An 18,587-nucleotide genomic window follows, 5' to 3' on the forward strand; every position below is an offset into this window, starting at 1 on the left:
GGACGCGCCGCATGAGCACCGCACCGGAGCCGACCGACCACCAGTCCGGCGAGGACCCGATCCGCGGCCGGGCGGCCGGCACCGCCCCCGCCCCGCTCTCCGTCCTCGACCTCGCCACCGTCGGCGCAGGCCACACCGCCGCCGAAGCGCTCGCCGCCACCACCGAACTCGCCCGCAGCGCCGAGCGCCTGGGCTACCACCGGTTCTGGGTCGCCGAGCACCACGGCATGCCGGGCGTCGCCTCCTCCGTCCCCGCCGTGCTGCTCGCCCACCTCGGCGCGCACACCGAGACCCTGCGGCTCGGCTCCGGCGGCGTGATGCTCCCCAACCACGCGCCGCTCTCGATCGCCGAGCAGTTCGGCCTGCTGGAGGCCCTGCACCCCGGCCGGATCGACCTCGGCCTCGGCCGCGCCCCCGGCACCGACCAGGCCACCGCCCGGGCACTGCGCCGCGGGCTCGCCGACGGCGCCGACGACTTCCCCCGCCAACTCGCCGAACTCACCCACTTCCTGGACGGCGACTTCCCCGGCGGCCACCCCTACGCCCGACTGGAGGCGGTGCCGCGCTCCGCCGCCCGCCCGCCGATCTGGCTGCTCGGCTCCTCCGGCTTCTCCGCCCAGCTCTCCGCCCGGCTCGGCCTGCCGTTCGCCTTCGCGCACCACTTCAGCGCCGCCAACACGGTGCCCGCGCTCGACCTCTACCGGGACACCTTCTGCCCGTCCGACGTGCTCGCCGAGCCGTACGCGCTGATCGGCGTCAGCGCGGTCGCCGCCGAGACCACCGAGCGCGCACGGTGGCTGGCCCGCTCCGCGGGCCTCGGCATGCTGCGGCTGCGCCAGGGCCGGCCCGGGCCGATCCCCACCCCCGAGGAGGCCGCCGCGCACCCCTACACCCCGGCCGAGGAGGACTTCATGGACTCCTGGCTGGCCAACGTGGTGCTCGGCACCCCGGCCGAGGTCGCCGAGGGCCTGGAGGCGCTGCGCCGCCGCACCGGCGCGGACGAGCTGATGGTGACCTCCCACATCCACGGCCACCACAACCGGCTGACGTCCTACCGGCTGATCGCCGAGGCGTACGGGCTCACCGCCGAGGCCTCCGCCTAGGCCTCGCGGAGTATCGCCGCGATCCGGTCCGGCGGGCCGGGGCGGGCGAAGTACCAGCCCTGTGCGGTGTCGCAGCCGGTCTGGCGCAGGCGCTCGGCCTGGGCGGCGTTCTCGATGCCCTCGGCGGTGACGGTCAGGCCCAGTGCGTGGGCCAGTTGCACGACGGCGCCGACGATCTGCTCGTCGGCGGCGCGCCGCCGGCCGCCGTCGCCGGGGGCGCTCTCCCGGAACGCCTCGATGAAGGTGCCGTCGAGCTTCAGCGCGTGCACCGGCAGCCGGGACAGGTAGGCGAGGTTGGAGTAGCCGGTGCCGAAGTCGTCGATGGCGATCCGCACGCCCATGTCGGCGAGCGCCTGTAGGGCCTGCAGCGGGCGGCCGCTGGGGCCGAGGATCGCGCTCTCGGTGATCTCCAGCTGCAGCAGCCGGGCCGGCAGGCCGGTGCGCTCCAGCACCTCGGCGACGTCGGCGACCACGTCGGAGTCCCAGATCTGACGGGCTGCCAGGTTCACCGACACGAAGGTCTCGGCGTCGGGGAACTCGGCCAGCCAGCGCCGCGCCTGACGGCACGACTCCTCCAGCACCCACTTGCCGAGCGGCACGATCGCCCCGGACTCCTCGGCGAGCGGGATGAACCGGTCCGGCGACAGCAGCCCGTACCGGGGGTGGCGCCAGCGCACCAGCGACTCCGCGCCGTGCACCGCCCCGTCCGCCAGGCCCACCAGCGGCTGGTACTCGACGGTGAACTCGCCGCGCTCGACGGCCGGTCGCAGCGCGGTGGCCAGCAGGTGCCGGGTGAGCTGGTCGGCGCCGCGGTCGCGGTCGTACAGCGTCCAGCGGGCGCGGCCGTCGGCCTTCGACCAGTACAGGGTGGAGTCGGCGTCGCGGATCAGGTCGGTGGGGGTGGAGCCGCGCACCGGGCGTTCGACCACGCCGATCGAGGCGGTCACCGTCAGCCGGTGCCCCGCCACCTCGAACGGCCGCTCCAGGGCGTCCATCAGTCCGGCCGCGAGGTGGGTGAGCTGCTCGTGGCCGACGCTGTCGACGACCAGCACGGCGAACTCGTCGCCGCCCATCCGGGCCACCAACTGGCCCTCGCCGTCGGCGAATCCGTGTTCCAGCCGGGCGGCGACGGCGACCAGCAGCTGGTCGCCGATGTGGTGGCCGAGGGTCTCGTTGATGGCCGCGAAGCCGTCCAGGTCGACGTAGCAGAGCCCGATCCGGCGCTCGCCGGGCGGCTCGTTCGACCCGGCCTGCCCGGCCGGCTTGAACGCGGCCTCCAGCCGCTCGTAGAACAGCGTCCGGTTCGGCAGCCTGGTCAGCGGGTCGTGCAGGGCCTGGTAGGCGAGCCGGTCGCCGAGCTGCCGCTGCTCGGTGATGTCCTCCACCATGACCAGCGTGTAGTAGGGGCGGCCGGCGCCGTCGCGGATCAGCGAGACGGTGACCCGGCCCCAGACCTCGCGCCCCTCGCGGTGCTTGAGCCGCTTCTCGGTGCGCATCCGGTCGCGCTCGCCGCGCACCAGTTCGCGGTAGCGGCGGCGGGACGGGTCCTCCGGGTCGATGATCCGGTGGATGTGCATGCCGGGCAGTTCGGCGGTCTCCCGGCCGAGCATGGCCGCGAACGCCGGGTTGCCCTCGATCACCAGGTCGTCGGTGTCGATCAGCGCCATGCCGATGCCGGCGTCGGAGAACGCGGCGCGGAACCGCGACTCGCTGGCGCGCAGCGCGTCGGCGAGGTGTGCGGCGTCGGCGCTCAGCGGGGTGCCGCAGGCGGAGCAGGTCTCCGGTGCGTGCGGCGGGTGTTCGGCCGCGCCCGGGGCGGGCGCTCCGGTCTGCGGGCGCGGCGTTTCGGGCCGCCCACCCCGATGGTGTGCGTCGGCCCCGACGTTCCGGCCCGGCACGGCACGCTCCCGTCCGCTGCTGCCACTGATCACGGCCGGCACCCGCGCGGGCGGAGACCGGCCCGCGGCCCCGCTCCGGCCGGCGGGCCTCGGCCGGTGGCCGGGGCACGGTCGGCGGCCGAGGGCCACGTCCGGCGATCATAGGCCGCCGGTGTAACTGTGCGCGACCGCCGCCAGGGTGATTGGGGCGGAATGTCCGCAGATGTCGCTCGACATTCCGTGCGAAGCCCCCGGCCTGCACCGATCCGGTGCACGCCGGGGGCGTGCGCCCGTGCTCACGCGCCGTAACGGCGCGCGAGTTGAGGGCGGGTCAGGCCAGGCTCGCGGAGAGCGTGATGGTGGTGCCGGCGAGCGCCTGGCTGACCGGGCAGTTCGCCTTGGCGTCCTCGGCGGCCTTCACGAAACCCGCCTCGTCCAGGCCCGGCACGGTGCCGACCACGGTCAGGTGGATGCCGGTGATGCCGGTGCCCGGCTGGAAGGTCACGTCCGCCTTGGTCTCCAGCTTGGCGGGCGGGTTGCCCGCGCCGGTCAGGCCGTGCGACAGCGCCATCGAGAAGCACGCCGAGTGCGCGGCCGCGATCAGCTCCTCCGGGCTGGTCTTCCCGTTGGCGGCCTCGGCCCGGGACGGCCAGGACACCGGGTACTCGCCGATGCCCGAGGAGTCGAAGGTCACCAGGCCCTTGCCGTCGAGCAGGTTGCCCTCCCACTCGGTGTGCGCGGTGCGGGTCGTTGCCACGATCAGGTACCTCCTGTAGGGGGAACTGCCGGTCGAACTGCTCCACCCGCGACCGCACTTGCGGCCGCGGCCCGCCCAGCCTACGGCCCGCACCGAGCCCCGGTGGGCGAACGCCGCGCCGTCGGCCCCCCGGTGTCCGGCGGCCGTCCCACATCCCGGAACGCGGCGGAAATCGGGGCGGGAACGGCGGGTTTGCCCTGTTAGATTGGCCGTTCGCCCGCGCCCGGGACGGCCGTCCGCCGCGCCCCGCCGAGCCCGGTCGACCCACCCGAACCCGGGAACCCACCCGAACCCGCATCGGAGCCACCCCACATGACGGACCAGCCCACCTCCGCCCCGGAGGGGATCGACCACGCCGTGCTGGCCGAGCTGACCCGCCTGCGCGAGTCGATCGACAACATCGACGCCGCCGTCGTCCACATGCTCGCCGAGCGCTTCAAGGCCACCCAGCAGGTCGGCCGGCTGAAGGCCGAGCACCGGCTGCCGCCGGCCGACCCGGAGCGCGAGCGCCGGCAGATCGCCCGGCTGCGCGAACTGGCCGTCAGCGCCAACCTGGACCCGGTGTTCGCCGAGAAGTTCCTCAACTTCATCATCGCCGAGGTGATCAGGCACCACGAGGCCATCGCCGGCGACAGCGGCCGCGCCGAGGCCTGACCGCCGCCGCCGGGGACGGCCGCCGTCCAGTGCCGGGCGCCGTCCCGGGACGGCCGCATCCGGTGCCCGCCGCCGCGCCGCGGCTGTCCGGTCCGCGTAAGGACCGGATTTCGCGCCGCCCGGTGGGCGGGTTAGCGTGCTGTCCTTCGGAGGAGGCGGTTTCGGTGTCGGTAGCGGTGACCGAGGAGACCACGCAGGCGCAGGGCTGGCGCAAGCGCCGGCCCTGGTACGTGGAGCTGCCCGTGATGATCGCGGTCGGCCTGGCCGTCGCGGTGGTGATCAAGTCCTGCCTGTTCCAGATGTTCTCCATCCCGTCCGGCTCGATGGAGAACACCCTGCAGGTCGGCGACCGGGTCGCGGTCAACAAGCTCGCCCCGCTGACCGGATGGAAGCCCGCGCCGGGCGAGCCCGTGGTGTTCAAGGACCCGGGCGGCTGGCTGCCGCCCACCCCGAAGGACACCAACGCCTTCACCAGCACGCTGCACTCCGGCCTCAGCGCGATCGGCCTGCTGCCGCCCGGCGACGACTACCTGGTCAAGCGGGTCATCGCCACCGGCGGCCAGACCGTCGCCTGCCGCGGCACCACCCTCACCGTGGACGGCCAGCCCGTCGCCGAGCCCTACCTGCACCCCGGCGACGACTCCTGCGCCGGTCTCGACTTCGGCCCGCTCACCGTCCCCGCCGGCCACGTCTGGGTCGAGGGCGACCACCGCAGCGACTCCGCCGACTCCCGCTACCACCGCGACGAGCCGGGCGGCGGCGCCGTCCCCGTGGACGACCTGGTCGGCCCGACCGCCGCCGTGGTGTGGCCGCTCAACCACTTCACCTGGTTCGGCTGGACCGGCCGCTGACCGGCCGTCAGGCCGCCGCCCCGCGCCGCAGCCGCACGGCCCGCCCCGTCGCTCGACCCACTGGCACGCCCAGTGGCGACGGCCCGCCCGCCCGGAACTCGGCGCCGCGCCAGGTGCCTGTGCCACCATCGATGCGCCCGCCACCATGGCCGGCGTCCCCCGCCGTCGCCGCGACCTGACGGCGCAGCAGCAGGCCCGCGCCGGCGGCCGCGCTCGGGGTGTCGGCAGCGTCGAGGCGGTGGAACTCGCCCGCAGGGAGCGGCTGGACGTGTCCTGAGGGGCGTGCGGGCACCGCGCCCGGCCGCGGCGTCGAGGCGACGCGCGCGCCGGCCGCCGGACAGCTCCTGCCGGAACCCCGGCGCGGTGCCACCCCGATCGGGGAGTGGTACCGGCGTCGCGCCCAACTGGTCGCTGCGGCCCGCGAGTCGAGGCTGATCCGGCCCGGCGGGGACCACGTCCTACGATGATCGGGTGTTCATTCTCGAGTTGACCTACACCGCCCCGCTGGAGCGCATCGACGCCCTCCTGCCCGCCCACGTCGCCTGGCTGGAACAGCACTACGCGAACGGCACCTTCCTCGCCTCCGGCCGCAAGGTGCCGCGCGACGGCGGCGTCATCCTCGCCGTCGCCGAGAGCCGCGACGCCGTCGAGGCCCTGGTCGCCACCGACCCCTTCAGCCGGGCCGGCGCCACCGCCTACCGCATCACCGAGTTCCTCGCCACCACCACCGGCCCCGAACTCGCCCCGCACCGCCAGACCCTCCCGTCCTGACGCACCGCGGGAGCCGACCGCCGGACGAGCCCCGGACGGTCGGACCGCCGCAGGCAGGAACCTGCTAGCTCCTGGCCGACGTCGCCGACTGGGCGGCGAACGCGCCGGCCAGGACGAGGGCGCCGCCGGCGAGTTGGGCGGGGCCGAGGTGCTCGCCGAGGAGGATCCAGGCGAGCACGGTGGCGACCACGGCTTCCAGGTTGGCGACCACGCCGGCCACCGGCGGGGAGAGGTGCTGCACGGAGACCACCCCGGTGAGGTACGCGAGGACGGTGGCGACCAGGACCATCCACAGCGCGGGCAGCAGCGCGGGCAGCCGGTGGCCGTTCATGGTGACGGAGCGGGTCAGCAGGGACCAGTCGGCGGTCCACGGGTGGGTGAGGACGGTCAGCAGCACGGCGCCGATCAGCAGCCCGTACGCGGAGACCGCCAGCGGGTCGACCGGGCGGTCGCCCTGGCGGCCGGCGTCGGCGAGGACGAAGTAGCCGACCTGGCAGCAGGCCGCGCCGAGCGCGAACGTCACGCCGAGCGCGTCGAAGGAGAGGCCGTGCCACACCTCGACGACGCAGGCGAGGCCGGCCACCGCGACGCCCGCACCGGCCGTCGCGCGGCGGGAGACGGGCCGGCGCTGGACGAGCCGGACGTAGGCGATCAGCAGCGGCGGGCCCAGGTACTCGATCAGCAGGGCGACGCCCACCGGGATGCGGGAGATCGCCGCGAAGTAGCAGGCCTGCACGCCGGCGACGGCGAGGAGGCCGAAGCCGAGCAGCAGGCCCGGCCGGCGCCGCACCGCGTCGCGGTGCTTCCAGGCGACCGGCAGCAGGACCAGCGCCGCGCCGGCGACCCGCAGCCAGACGGTGTGGGTGGGGGAGAGCCCGGCCTCGATCAGCGGTTTGGCGGCCGTCCCGGACCCGCCGAACGCGACCGCGGACACCAGCGCGAGGGCCAGGCCCACCGTGGCGGCCCGGTCTCCGTGAGCGGGGAATTGGCGATGCCCGGTCGGGGGGAGATCGGCGGCCGGTCGCGGGTCCAGCGACATGGCGGAGGGGTCCGAGCTGCTGTGCATCGCCGCATTGTGCCAGCTCGGACCCCTCCGCCGTAAGGCGCTATTCCGTTGGTTGGTCCTGAGGAACGAGCAGTCCGCCCGTCCCGCCGAGACCCGGTGTGCCGGTCGGCGCCGGCGTGCTGGTGGCACCGCCGCTGGGCTTGGCCGACGGGGTGCGGCTGGGCCGGGCCGGGCCGCCGCCCTCGGTCGCGCCGTCGGTGGGCCGCGAGCTGGGCCGGCCGGTGCCGGTGCCGGTGCCGGTGCCGTCACCGGCGGTCGGCGACGGCGCGGTGGCCGTGTCGTCGGTCGCGGACGGGCTCTGGCTCGGCGAGGGGGAGCCGGACGGCGTGGACGGCACGGTGGTGGACGGCGTCCGGCCGGCCCCGGGGAACGAGGCGACCGGCTGCCCGGCCAGCGCGGACTTCATGTACGCCGTCCAGATCGCCGCCGGGAACCGGCCGCCGGCCGCGCTGCCGGCGCCGCCGACGCCGTCCAGGGTGACCTGCTTGCCGGTGGCCGGGTCCTGCCCGAACAGGCCGACCACGGTGACCAGGTCGGGGGTGTAGCCGGCGAACCACACCGACTTGGAGTCGTCGGTGGTGCCGGTCTTGCCGGCCGCGGGACGGTTCAGCGCGGCGGCCCGGTAGCCGGTGCCGCCCTGGTCGTCGATGACGCCGCGGAGGATCGCGGTGGTGCTGCGCGCGGCGTCCTTGGAGATCGCCTGGGTGGCCTTGTGCTCGGGCAGCGCCACCTGCTCGCCGCCGGCCTCCAGCGACTTCACCAGCCACGGGGTGATCTGTTGGCCGTCGTTGTCCAGGGTGGCGTACACCCCGGCGAGCTCCAGCACCGACGGGGTGGCCGCGCCCAGCGGGATCGACGGGACGGCCTTCAGGCCCGGGGTATCGGCGGGCAGGCCCATCGCGACCGCGGTGGAACGGACCTTCTCCAGCCCGGTGTCCTGGGCGAGCTGCGCGAACACCGAGTTCACCGACCAGTCGGTGGCCTGCTGGAGGGTGATCTGCCCGTACGAGCGCTCGCCCTCGTTCGGCGGCGCGTACGGCACGCCCTTGGCGCCGCGCACCGCGCGCCGGTTGGTGCCGTCGTAGACGGTGTCGGCGCTGATCCGTTCGCCGTACTGGGTGCGCGCCCCCGAGTCCAGGGCGGCGGCCAGGGCGATCGCCTTGAAGGTGGAGCCGGCCTGGTAGTCGGTGCGGGTGGCGTTGTCGATCCAGTGCTTGGTGGCGTCGGCGCCGCCGTACAGGGCCAGCACCTGCCCGGTCTTCGGGTCGACGGACACCGCGCCGGCCTGCGCGGCCGCGTCGACCTTGCGGCTGTCGGGCTTCAGGTTGTCGGTCAGCTGGGCCTGCACCGCGTCCTGCAGCTGCTGCTGCTTCTTGGAGTCCACGGTGAGGGTGATGGTGTAGCCGCCCTGTGCGAGCTGGGCGTCGCTGACGATGTTGTTGTCGGTCAGGTACGAGGTGGCGGCGGCCACCAGGTAGCCGGCCTGGCCGGACAGGCCCGGCGCGGACTTCGGTGCCAGCACCTCCGGGAACGCCGTCTGCTTGCGCTCCTCGGCGCCCAGCCACTTCTTCGAGACCATGCCGTCCAGCACGTAGTTCCAGCGGGCCACGGCCTTCTGCTTGCCGGCCTCGGTCGCCGAGGACACGTCGAACGCGCTGGGCGCGTTCAGCAGCGTCGCCAGGTAGGCGCCCTGGGCGGCGTTCAGCTGGGAGGCGTCCACCCCGAAGTAGGCCTGCGCGGCGGCCTGGATGCCGTACGCGCCGCGCCCGTAGTACGAGGTGTTCAGGTAGGAGGAGAGGATCTCGTCCTTGCTCTGGGTCGCGTCCACCTTGATCGCGATGAAGACTTCCTTCACCTTGCGGCTGACGGTCTGCTTCTGGTTCAGGTACGCGTTCTTCACGTACTGCTGGGTGATCGTCGAACCGCCCTGGGTGGAGCCCCCGGAGGCGGTGTTGAAGGCGGCCCGGGCCATGCCCTTGATGTTGATCGCGCCCTCGGAGTAGAAGTTGCGGTCCTCGGCGGCCAGTGCGGCGTGCTGCGCCTCCTGGGAGACCTTGTCCAGCCCGACGTTCTGCCGGTTGGTCTGCCCGGTCCGGGCCAGCAGCGAGCCGTCCGAGTACAGCCAGGTGTTGGACTGCGCGGTGGCCGCGGCGTGCGCGTCCGGCACCTTGACCAGGGCGATCCCCAGCGCGAACAGGCCGATCCCCAGCAGCACCGAGGCGGCCAGCCCGATCAGGGTGGTCCGCCACGTGGGTATCAGCCTGCGCCAGCCGGTCCGCTTCGTGCGTTCACGGGGCTTTCGAGGCAACGGAAACCTTCCCGCAGGCCCCGGACGGGCTGCTCGCTCGGGCGAGGGTGCGAACCTCGCCGGCTTGATCGATCGACTTGTCAGATGTTAGGGAACTATGTCCCATTTCTCCTAAGACGATCTTTAAATACCTCTTAGCCGCGTGTCTCCCGCTTCCTCAACGAGCGGACCCCGGAAGGGGACATGGGCGGACCGATCACACGATCGAGGCGACCCGACGGGCCCGGAGAACGCCGAAGGCCCCTCGCTCTCGCGAGGGGCCTTCGACCGTCTGTGCGCCGCCAGGGACTCGAACCCCGGACCCGCTGATTAAGAGTCAGCTGCTCTAACCAACTGAGCTAGCGGCGCCTGCTGACCTGGAGAACACTACACGGCCGTCGCCGTTCCACCGAATCGTGACGGATCCGCCACGCACCGTGCAGGCGTCGGCGCGCCCGGACCGCGCCGCTCAGCGCTGCGGCGGCAATCGGCTCAGGAACACTTCGAAGGCGGTCGACTGCACCTTGTTCGCCCCGTCGAACGGATAGTTCATCTCCTTGATCGCGATCAGCGACAGGCCGATCAGCCCGGCCAGCGACAGCACCATCGCCAGGTGCACCCAGGTGTTGGACAGGCCGAACAGGAAGGTGAACGCGATGGTGACCACCGCGCCGGCGATCAGCGCCGCCCACAGCAGCGGCGGCACGCAGTCCGCGATCAGGTTCAGCCGGGCCCGGCGCTTGCTGGCCAGGCCGTCCACGTGCTGGACCAGGTTCTGGTAGATCGTGGACTCCTGGTCGGTGCTGGGCTGGAACGACAGCGCCGAGTCGCGGATCTTGTACATCAGCGCGGTCGCCGCCGGGTCGCTCCGGTGGTCGGCCATCAGCCGCCACTCGGTGTCCACCACCGCGTGCGCGTAGCTGAGCGTCAGCCCCTCCAGCTGGCCGCCCTCCGGCAGCGGCATCTGACGGGACATCCAGTAGACGCCGGCCAGCTCGTCCGCCTCCTCGAAGGTCGTCACCTTCGCCGTCGAGGTGTTCTCCCACACCACGATCACCACGAAGGCCACCAGCACCGCGTAGAACGCGCCGACCGCCGCGAAGATGAACCCCGCCACGTCGTTGCAGCTCTCCCGGGCGGGGACGGAGGCATGACGCTGCACCAGGAACATGCCGCCCGCGGTGAGCAGCAGGATGCCGAGCAGAACGGCCACATCGACCCAGTTCACGACGACCCCCGCTGATCTCGGTGCACGGCTGTACGCATACCGTCATCAGGCCACGTCGGGACGGTGCGGGGCGACCGGGGATAGCCCGACCGGCCGGTCGGGGGCGCCGCCGGACAGCGCGGTGATCGCGAGGAGGAACGACGGACGGACCCGGGCGCAGCGGCAACTCCGCCCCCGTCGTCCGCGCCGCCCTCCTTGACCTTCCGCGTTGCCCGTGAAGCGCCCGTCCGGCCGTCCATCCGCAGAGGAATCTATCGGGCCAAACAGGGCGAGCGGGACAAGTCGCACGGCAAACGCCCCGGAAGGCGCCAGCTGTCACCCGGATCGCGCACTGCGGCGTCAACTCTGCCTGACGGACGGTCAAAACGGTCCGAACCGGGCCAATCGGCGTGCCGGGGGCGGTGCGTGCGCCGCCGCGCCCCGGATGTCAGGATCACCGATGTCCCTCAACTCCCCGGCCGTGCGCGTCCCCTGTCGCGCGGCCACGCCGTGAAAGCAGGCCGATGACCGCCGCCCCCGACCGCTACCGCCCGGTCCGCCGGATGCTGGCCCGCGACCAGGGTGAGTCCCACCGGGTCTCCACGCCGCTGGAGCTCTTCTTCGACCTGTGCTTCGTGGTGGCCATCGCCCAGGCCGGCCGGGAACTCGCCCACGCGCTCGCCGCCGGCCACCTGTCGGTCGCCCTGACCGGCTACCCGATGTCGTTCTTCGCCATCTGGTGGGCCTGGATGAACTTCACCTGGTTCGCCTCCGCGTACGACGTCGACGACGTCCCCTACCGGCTCACCACACTGGTCCAGATCACCGGCGTGCTGGTGCTCGCCGCCGGCATCCCGCGCCTCTTCGAGGACCAGGACCTCGCCCTCGTCGTGGCCGGCTACCTGCTGATGCGCCTGGCGATGGTCACCCAGTGGCTGCGCGCCGCCCGCAGCGAGAGCGGCCCCGCCCGGACCGCGGCGCTGCGGTACGCCGTCGGCATCATGGTCGTCCAGGCGTTCTGGGTGGGCCTGCTGTTCGTCCCGCACGGGCTGGTGGCCCCGCTGTTCCCGGTCGGCGTGATCGCCGAACTCGCCGTCCCCGCCTGGGCCGAGCTGCACAACCCGACGCCCTGGCACCGGCACCACATCGCCGAACGGTACGGGCTGTTCACCATCATCGTGCTCGGCGAGACGGTGGCGGCCGCGACCGTCGCCACCCAGGCCGCGCTGGACGAGCACAGGGCCGTCGCCGAACTGCTGCCGATCGCCGCCGGCGGCCTGCTGATCTGCTTCGGCGCGTGGTGGATCTACTTCGCCGACGACGCCCACCCCTACCTGCGCTCCGGCCGGACGGCACTGTCCTGGGGCTACGGCCACTACCTGATCTTCGCCTCGGCCGCCGCCGTCGGCGCCGGGCTGGAGGTCGCCGTCGAACACGCCGTCGGCGTCGCCCACATCTCCCAACGGGCCGCGACCGCCGCCGTCACCGTCCCCACCGCGCTGTTCCTGTTCACCGTCTGGGCCCTGCACGCGCGCCACCACAAGCGCGGCGCCGCCCAGGCGGTCCTGCCGCTCGCCGCACTGTCCGTGCTGGCTGCCACGCTGGCCGGGAAGGCCGGCGTGCTCGCCGCCGGCCTCCTGGTGGCGCTCGCCGTCACCGTCGGCATCGCCCTGTCCGCGAAGAAGACCGCCCCGGAACGGAGCTGACCACCCGTGCGCCTGGAAGACCTCCCCTACGCCCACCTGCTGCAACGCCACACCGGCCCGCTGCGGGCCGACGCCCGCTACGACACCGTCCACTTCGACGACCTCGACCTCGACGGGCAGCTCGGCGGCGCGTCCTTCCTGGAATGCGCCTTCACCGGCATCCGCGCCGAGGGCACCAGGCTCCGGCGGGCCGGCTTCAACGAGGCCTGGCTGCACGGCGGGCGACTCGTCGGCGTCGACCTCGCCGAGAGCGAATGGCAGGACAGCGAGATCGACTCCACCGTGCTGGCCGGCATCTCCGCGTACAGCTCCGCGATCCGGCGCACCGTCTTCCGGCAGTGCAAGCTCGAAGCGGTCAACCTGCGCGGCGCGGTGCTGCGCGACGTGGTCTTCGAGGACTGCCTGCTCCGGGACGTCGACTTCGCCGACGCGAAGCTCACCGACGTGACGTTCCCCGGCTCCACCCTCGACGACGTGCGCCTGCGCGGCGCGACGCTGAAGAACACCGACCTGCGCCGCGCCGCGGGCCTCGACCTCCCGGACGGACACCTCGGCCTGCGCGGCGCGATCATCTCGACGCACCAACTCCTGGACCTGGCACCGCGTTTCGCGCAGGCCCTGGGAATCACGGTGAAGGACTGACGGTGGGTTCCGCCTCGCGGCGCGAGGAGGGCCGTCGGGGGCTGCTCCGTGCCGGGGTCCCCGGGGTGTCAGTGGCGGAAGGCGGTGATCAGGCCGGCGGTGAGGGCGGTGAGGCCGACGGTGAGGGTGAGGAGGCCGATGAGTCGGACGGCCCCGGGGGTGGCGGTGCGGCGGCGGGTGGGGAGGTCGGGCGTGCCCTCGGAGAGCGCGGACCGGAGGCGGGTGAACCACCGGGAGGCCAGGAACGCGCCGAGGAGCGTCGCGGCCGCGCCCCAGCAGATGAGGATCACGCCGGGGTTCTCGACGGTCCGGCCGGCCAGCAGGGTCATGGGGAGATGATCCGCGCCGGCCGGGGCTCCGTCAACGGCGGTGCGCGCACCGGACGTTCATCTGGTGAACAGTCCAACAATCCTTCGGGGAAAGTCATGGCCATGTCGCCCCGGCTGCGTGAGGATGCTCGGCGTTCCGGACGAGGTGTCTGGACAACATCATCAGCAGCCGAAGGGCGGGCGGGTCAGAGTGGCAGAGCTGAGTCGTAGGAAGTTCATGGCGTTGTCGGCGAGCGCGGCGGCCGGTGCGGCGGTCGCGGGGTCGGCGGTGGCGGGCGGGACCGCGCCGGCGGTGGCGGCGGGGCTGAGCACCACGGGGACGATCACGGACGCGAAGCACGTGGTGATCCTGATGCAGGAGAACCGCAGCTTCGACCACTACTTCGGGACGCTGAAGGGCGTGCGCGGCTTCGCGGACCGTTCGGCGATCCAGATATCCGGCGGCTACAGCGTGTTCAACCAGCCGAACCTGCTGGGCCGTCAGTACCCGTGGCAGTTCTCCGCCACCAAGCCGGCCGGCGGCGCCGACCCGGAGCGGCTGGCGCAGTGCAACGGGGACCTGTCGCACGCCTGGTCGGACCAGCACAAGGCGTGGAACGGCGGAAAGCTGGACTCCTGGGTGGCGGCGAAGGGCAACGTCCGCACGCTGGGCTACCTGACCCGGGCGGACATCCCGTTCCACTTCGCGCTGGCCGACAACTGGACGGTCTGCGACGCGTACCACTGTTCGGTGCTGTCGGCGACGGGCCCGAACCGCACCTACCACTGGTCCGGCCAGATCGACCCGTCCGGTGCGGCGGGCGGCCCGGCGTACGACGGCGGCGACGAGTCGGGGCTGCGCTGGCAGACGTACGCGGAGGCGCTGGAGAACGCGGGGGTGAGCTGGAAGGTCTACCAGAACGCCTCGGACAACTACGGCGACAACGCCTTGGCGTACTTCACCCAGTTCTCCTCGGCCCCGGCGGGCAGCCCGCTCGCGGTGAAGGGCATGGGCTCGGTCCCGAAGGCCACCAACCGCACCCCGGACGACATCGTGGCGGCGATCCGCGCGGACGTGCTGGCCGGCACCCTGCCGCAGGTGTCGTGGATCGTGCCGGACCAGGCGTCCTCGGAGCACCCGTACGCCACGCCGGCCGACGGCGCGCACTTCGTGCACAACGTGATGGACGCGCTGAACGCCGACCCGAACGTCTTCAACTCGTCGATCCTGTTCATCAACTACGACGAGAACGACGGCTTCTTCGACCACGTGCCGCCGCCGGCCGCGCCCGCCGGGACGGCCGGGGAGTTCTACAACGGCGTCAACATCGGCCTGGGCTTCCGCGTCCCGATGCTCGCCGTGTCGCCGTGGAGCCGCGGCGGGTGGGTCTCCTCGGAGACCTTCGACCACACCTCGGTGCTGCGCTTCCTGGAGAAGTGGACGGCAGCCCAGGGCAAGCCGGCGACCTGCGTGAACATCTCGGCCTGGCGCCGCAAGGTGTGCGGCGACCTGACCGGCCTGTTCGACTTCGCCAACCCGGTGTACGGGATGCCCGCGCTGCCCGACACCTCGGGCACCATCGGCCTGGCCGCGTGCGGGCCGCTGCCGAACCCGGCGCCCGTCAACAACCAGCTGCCCGCGCAGGAGCCCGGCACCCGTCCGGCCCGCGCGCTGCCGTACCAGCCGGTGGCGAACCTGGACCACCTGGAGTTCGGCTCCGGCGGGGTGATGAAGGTGTGGATCGCGATGTCCAACGCGGGCACCGCCACCAGCCACTTCGCGGCCTACGCCAACGCCTACCGCTCCGGCGGCCCCTGGCAGTACACCGTCGACGCCGGCGGTGCGACCAGCGACTTCTTCAACTGCGGCACCGGCTACGGCGCGGGCAAGTACGACCTGACGGTGATCGGCCCGAACCGCTTCCTGCGCCGCTTCACCGGCGACGCCACCGCGGCCGGCAGGAACGTCGCCGTCACGACGAGCTACGCCGCCGCGCCCGACACCGGCCGGCTCGCCCTCTGGTTCAAGCTGGCCAACGCGGGCGCCGCGCCGGTCACCTTCACCGTCACCTCGAACAACTACCGCACCGACGGCCCGTGGACGTACCAGGTCGCCGCCGGCGCGGCCACCAGCGACTGGTTCAACGTGGTGGCCAACGCCAACGGCTGGTACGACTTCACGGTCACCGTCAGCGGCGACGCCAGTTGGTCGCAGCGGTTCACCGGCCACCTGGAGACCGGCGCGCCCTCGGTCTCCGGCTGACGTCCCGTCACACGGCGTGCAGGCCGTGCGCGGCGAAGGCGTCGCGTGCGGCCCGCACCTGTTCGGCGGTGGGCACGGGGGTGTCGGCCAGGGTGAACTCCCGGCCCAGCGCCTCCCACTTGGCCCGGCCGAGCTTGTGGAACGGGAGCACGTCGACCCGGGAGACGTTGCCCAGGGAGGCGGCGAAGGAGGCCACGCCGTCGACGTTCCCGGCCGGGTCGGTGAGGCCGGGCACCAGGACGAAGCGGAGGTGGACCTCCTTGCCGAGGTCGGCGAGGCGGCGGGCGAAGTCCAGGGTCGGGCCGAGCGGCCGCCCGGTCACCCGGCGGTAGAGCGCCCGGTCCCAGGACTTGATGTCGAGCAGGACCAGGTCGACGTCCGCGAGCAGCGCGTCGTCCGCCCGGGCGCCCAGGTAGCCGGAGGTGTCGAGGGCGGTGTGCAGGCCCAGTTCGTGCTTGAAGCGGTGGAACAGCTCGCCCGCGAACGCGGGTTGGAGCAGGGGCTCGCCGCCGGAGACGGTCGCGCCGCCGCCGGCGGCGTGGATGAAGGCGGTGCACTTGGCGGCCTCGGCGACCACCGCGTCCGCCGTCGTCCGGCGGCCGTTGCGCATCTGCCTGGTGTCGGGGTTGTGGCAGTACAGGCAGTTCAGCGGGCACCCGGCGAGGAACACCACGAACCGGGTGCCGGGTCCGTCGACGCCGGTCGACAGGTCCCAGGAGTGCACCGATCCGACGGCCGGCGCGCCGGGCGGGAGCGTGACGGTCATGGCGGGGCCTCCCGGGACCTGTCGGGGCGTCAGAGCGAGCCGTGGAAGGTGCGGTTCAGGACGTCCAACTGCTGTTCCCTGGTCAGCCGGACGAAGTTGACCGCGTAGCCGCTGACCCGGATGGTCAGCTGCGGGTACTTCTCGGGGTGCTCCATGGCGTCCACCAGGGTCTCCCGGTTCAGCACGTTGACGTTCATGTGGAAGCCGCCGACGGCCGTGTACCCGTCCAGCACGCCCGCCAGGTTGCGGACCCGCTCCTCCGGGGTGCGGCCCAGCGCGTCGGGCGTGACGGTGTTGGTCAGCGAGATGCCGTCCTCGGCGGCGTCGTACGGGAGCTTCGCCACCGACAGGGCGCTGGCCACGTAGCCGTGGGTGTCGCGCCCGTTCATCGGGTTGGCGCCCGGCGAGAACGGCTCGCCGGCCCGCCGGCCGTCGGGGGTGGCGCCGGTCTTCCTGCCGTACACCACGTTCGAGGTGATGGTCAGCACCGACTGGGTGTGCTCGGCGCCCCGGTACGTGGGGTGCTTGCGGACCTTGCGCATGAACTCCTCGACCAGCCACACCGCGAGGCCGTCCGCCCGGTCGTCGTTGTTGCCGTACGCCGGGTAGTCGCCCTCCACCGTGTAGTCCACCGCGAGGCCGGACCCGTCGCGCACGGGCCGCACCGTCGCGTACTTGATCGCCGACAGCGAGTCCGCCGCCACCGCCAGCCCGGCGATGCCACAGGCCATGGTGCGCCGCACGTCGCGGTCGTGCAGGGCCATCTCCAGGCGCTCGTACGCGTACTTGTCGTGCATGTAGTGGATGACGTTCAGCGCGTGCACGTACGTCTCGGCCAGCCACTCCAGCTGCCGGTCGAAGCGGGCCAGCACCTCGTCGTAGTCGAGGACCTCGGACTCGATCGGGCCGGTCCTCGGGCCGACCTGCTCGCCGGTCTTCTCGTCCCGGCCGCCGTTGATCGCGTACAGCAGCGTCTTGGCGAGGTTGACCCGGGCGCCGAAGAACTGCATCTGCTTCCCGACCTCCATCGCGGAGACGCAGCAGGCGATCGCGGTGTCGTCGCCGAAGCGCGGGCGCATCAGCTCGTCCGACTCGTACTGCACGCTGGAGGTGTCGACGGACACCCGGGCGCAGAACTCCTTGAAGCCCTGCGGGAGTTTCGGCGACCAGAACACCGTCATGTTCGGCTCGGGCGCCGGGCCCAGGTTGTACAGGGTCTGCAGGTAGCGGAACGAGGTCCGGGTGACCAGCGGGCGGCCGTCCGCGCCGATGCCGCCGATCGACTCGGTGACCCAGGTCGGGTCGCCGGAGAACAGCTCGTCGTACTCGGGGGTGCGCAGGAAGCGGACGATCCGCAGCTTGACGATGAAGTCGTCGATCAGCTCCTGCGCCCCGCTCTCCGTCAGCCGGCCCTCGGCGAGGTCGCGTTCCAGGTAGACGTCCAGGAAGGTCGAGGTGCGGCCGAGCGACATGGCCGCGCCGTTCTGCTCCTTCACCGCCCCCAGGTACGCGAAGTACAGCCACTGGATCGCCTCCCGGGCGGTGGCGGCCGGGCCCGAGATGTCGTGGCCGTAGCCGGCGGCCATCTCCTTGAGCTCCGCCAGGGCGCGGATCTGCTCGGCCAGCTCCTCGCGCTCGCGGATGGTCCCCTCCAGCGCACGCGGGTCGGCGGGCGCGGCGTCCAGGCCGGCCTTCTCCGCCCGCTTGGCGGCGATCAGCCGGTCCACGCCGTACAGCGCGACCCGGCGGTAGTCGCCGATGATCCGGCCCCGCCCGTACGCGTCCGGCAGGCCGGTGACGACGCCGGCCTTGCGGGCGGCCCGGATCTCCGGCGTGTAGGCGTCGAACACCCCCGCGTTGTGGGTCTTGCGGTACACCGTGAAGACCCGCTCCAGCTCCGGGTCGACCGGGTAGCCGTACGTCCGCAGCGCGCCGGCGACCAGCCGCCAGCCGCCGTTCGGCATGATCGCCCGCTTCAGCGGGGCGTCGGTCTGCAGGCCGACGATCAGCTCGTGGTCCCGGTCGATGTACCCGGGCGCGTGCGCGGTGATGGTGGACGGGGTGTCCCACGAGACGTCCAGGACGCCCTTGGCGCGCTCCTCGGGGAACAGGTCGGTGATCCGCCGCCAGATCCGCGCGGTCCGTTCGGTCGGGCCGGCCAGGAAGGCCGCGTCGCCCTCGTACGGGGTGTAGTTCTGCTGGATGAAGTCGCGGACGTCGATCGCGTCCCGCCACAGGCCGCCCCGGAAGCCGTCCCAGGCACCGCTCCGGGTGCGCTCCGCGTGCTGTGTGCTCATTGCTGCTGCTCCCGCCTCTCGCCCTGCGCCAC

Annotated in this window: 16 protein-coding genes and 1 tRNA gene; 8 read left to right on the forward strand and 9 right to left on the reverse strand. The window is 72.9% G+C overall.

Features of this window, described 5'->3' with window-relative positions:
* Positions 1–11: 11 nt before the first annotated feature.
* Entirely contained in the window at positions 12–1,103 is a 1,092-nt protein-coding gene (locus tag ACFV1L_RS03260; RefSeq protein ID WP_380362392.1) for an LLM class flavin-dependent oxidoreductase, read from the forward strand.
* Here ACFV1L_RS03260 and ACFV1L_RS03265 read toward each other — a convergent pair.
* Positions 1,100–3,001: a putative bifunctional diguanylate cyclase/phosphodiesterase gene (locus ACFV1L_RS03265; RefSeq protein ID WP_380362394.1), complete on the reverse strand. Its 1,902-nt coding sequence runs from the start codon at positions 2,999–3,001 to the stop codon at positions 1,100–1,102. The genes ACFV1L_RS03260 and ACFV1L_RS03265 overlap by 4 nt on opposite strands.
* A gap of 310 nt (positions 3,002–3,311) precedes the next feature.
* Positions 3,312–3,737, reverse strand: a complete 426-nt coding sequence (locus tag ACFV1L_RS03270; protein ID WP_380362395.1) for an OsmC family protein — start codon at positions 3,735–3,737, stop codon at positions 3,312–3,314.
* A 312-nt stretch (positions 3,738–4,049) separates the two neighbouring features.
* Here ACFV1L_RS03270 and ACFV1L_RS03275 point away from each other — a divergent pair, with 312 nt between their 5' ends.
* From ACFV1L_RS03275 to ACFV1L_RS03290, 4 genes are all read left to right on the forward strand, one after another.
* Complete coding sequence (locus ACFV1L_RS03275) at positions 4,050–4,391, forward strand: chorismate mutase (RefSeq protein WP_380362396.1); 342 nt, start codon at positions 4,050–4,052, stop codon at positions 4,389–4,391.
* 164 nt (positions 4,392–4,555) lie between these two features.
* Positions 4,556–5,242, forward strand: a complete 687-nt coding sequence (gene lepB, locus ACFV1L_RS03280) for a signal peptidase I (protein ID WP_380362398.1) — start codon at positions 4,556–4,558, stop codon at positions 5,240–5,242.
* A gap of 145 nt (positions 5,243–5,387) precedes the next feature.
* Positions 5,388–5,519, forward strand: coding sequence for a hypothetical protein (locus tag ACFV1L_RS03285; RefSeq protein ID WP_380362400.1), 132 nt, complete (start codon positions 5,388–5,390; stop codon positions 5,517–5,519).
* A 194-nt stretch (positions 5,520–5,713) separates the two neighbouring features.
* Complete coding sequence (locus tag ACFV1L_RS03290) at positions 5,714–6,013, forward strand: YciI family protein (protein ID WP_380362402.1); 300 nt, start codon at positions 5,714–5,716, stop codon at positions 6,011–6,013.
* A gap of 64 nt (positions 6,014–6,077) precedes the next feature.
* On the opposite strand, the gene ACFV1L_RS03295 is transcribed toward ACFV1L_RS03290, so the two are convergent.
* The 4 genes from ACFV1L_RS03295 to ACFV1L_RS03310 form a co-directional block, all read right to left on the reverse strand.
* Positions 6,078–7,079, reverse strand: a complete 1,002-nt coding sequence (locus tag ACFV1L_RS03295; protein ID WP_380362403.1) for a DMT family transporter — start codon at positions 7,077–7,079, stop codon at positions 6,078–6,080.
* A gap of 40 nt (positions 7,080–7,119) precedes the next feature.
* Complete coding sequence (locus tag ACFV1L_RS03300) at positions 7,120–9,387, reverse strand: transglycosylase domain-containing protein (protein WP_380362404.1); 2,268 nt, start codon at positions 9,385–9,387, stop codon at positions 7,120–7,122.
* Positions 9,388–9,661: 274 nt separating this feature from the next.
* Positions 9,662–9,735 (reverse strand) — tRNA-Lys (locus tag ACFV1L_RS03305).
* Between the two features lie 100 nt (positions 9,736–9,835).
* The gene (locus tag ACFV1L_RS03310; RefSeq protein WP_380362405.1) at positions 9,836–10,594 is read right to left on the reverse strand and encodes a hypothetical protein; all 759 of its coding nucleotides are present in this window, start codon (positions 10,592–10,594) and stop codon (positions 9,836–9,838) included.
* A 503-nt stretch (positions 10,595–11,097) separates the two neighbouring features.
* Here ACFV1L_RS03310 and ACFV1L_RS03315 point away from each other — a divergent pair.
* Positions 11,098–12,279 carry a low temperature requirement protein A gene (locus ACFV1L_RS03315; protein WP_380362407.1) on the forward strand — a complete coding sequence of 394 codons (1,182 nt, stop codon included), beginning with the start codon at positions 11,098–11,100 and terminating at the stop codon, positions 12,277–12,279.
* 6 nt (positions 12,280–12,285) lie between these two features.
* The gene (locus ACFV1L_RS03320; protein ID WP_380362408.1) at positions 12,286–12,921 is read left to right on the forward strand and encodes a pentapeptide repeat-containing protein; all 636 of its coding nucleotides are present in this window, start codon (positions 12,286–12,288) and stop codon (positions 12,919–12,921) included.
* 68 nt (positions 12,922–12,989) lie between these two features.
* Here the strand turns inward: ACFV1L_RS03320 and ACFV1L_RS03325 are convergent, their stop codons facing one another.
* Entirely contained in the window at positions 12,990–13,250 is a 261-nt protein-coding gene (locus tag ACFV1L_RS03325; protein ID WP_380362410.1) for a hypothetical protein, read from the reverse strand.
* Positions 13,251–13,440: 190 nt separating this feature from the next.
* On the opposite strand from ACFV1L_RS03325, the gene ACFV1L_RS03330 reads away from it, so the two are divergent.
* A complete protein-coding gene (locus tag ACFV1L_RS03330; RefSeq protein WP_380362412.1) occupies positions 13,441–15,492 on the forward strand; it encodes a phosphocholine-specific phospholipase C in 2,052 nt (683 codons plus the stop codon).
* Between the two features lie 7 nt (positions 15,493–15,499).
* On the opposite strand, the gene pflA is transcribed toward ACFV1L_RS03330, so the two are convergent.
* Together pflA and pflB are read right to left on the reverse strand one after the other, a co-directional pair.
* Positions 15,500–16,258 (reverse strand): pyruvate formate-lyase-activating protein, encoded by a 759-nt coding sequence (pflA, locus tag ACFV1L_RS03335; RefSeq protein ID WP_380362414.1) that lies wholly within the window; start codon positions 16,256–16,258, stop codon positions 15,500–15,502.
* A 29-nt stretch (positions 16,259–16,287) separates the two neighbouring features.
* On the reverse strand, positions 16,288–18,555 hold the full coding sequence (pflB, locus tag ACFV1L_RS03340; RefSeq protein WP_380362416.1) for a formate C-acetyltransferase: 2,268 nt from the start codon (positions 18,553–18,555) through the stop codon (positions 16,288–16,290).
* Positions 18,556–18,587 lie beyond the last annotated feature (32 nt).

It is taken from the genome of Kitasatospora sp. NPDC059646, assembly GCF_042734615.1.
Taxonomy (GTDB): Bacteria; Actinomycetota; Actinomycetes; order Streptomycetales; family Streptomycetaceae; genus Kitasatospora.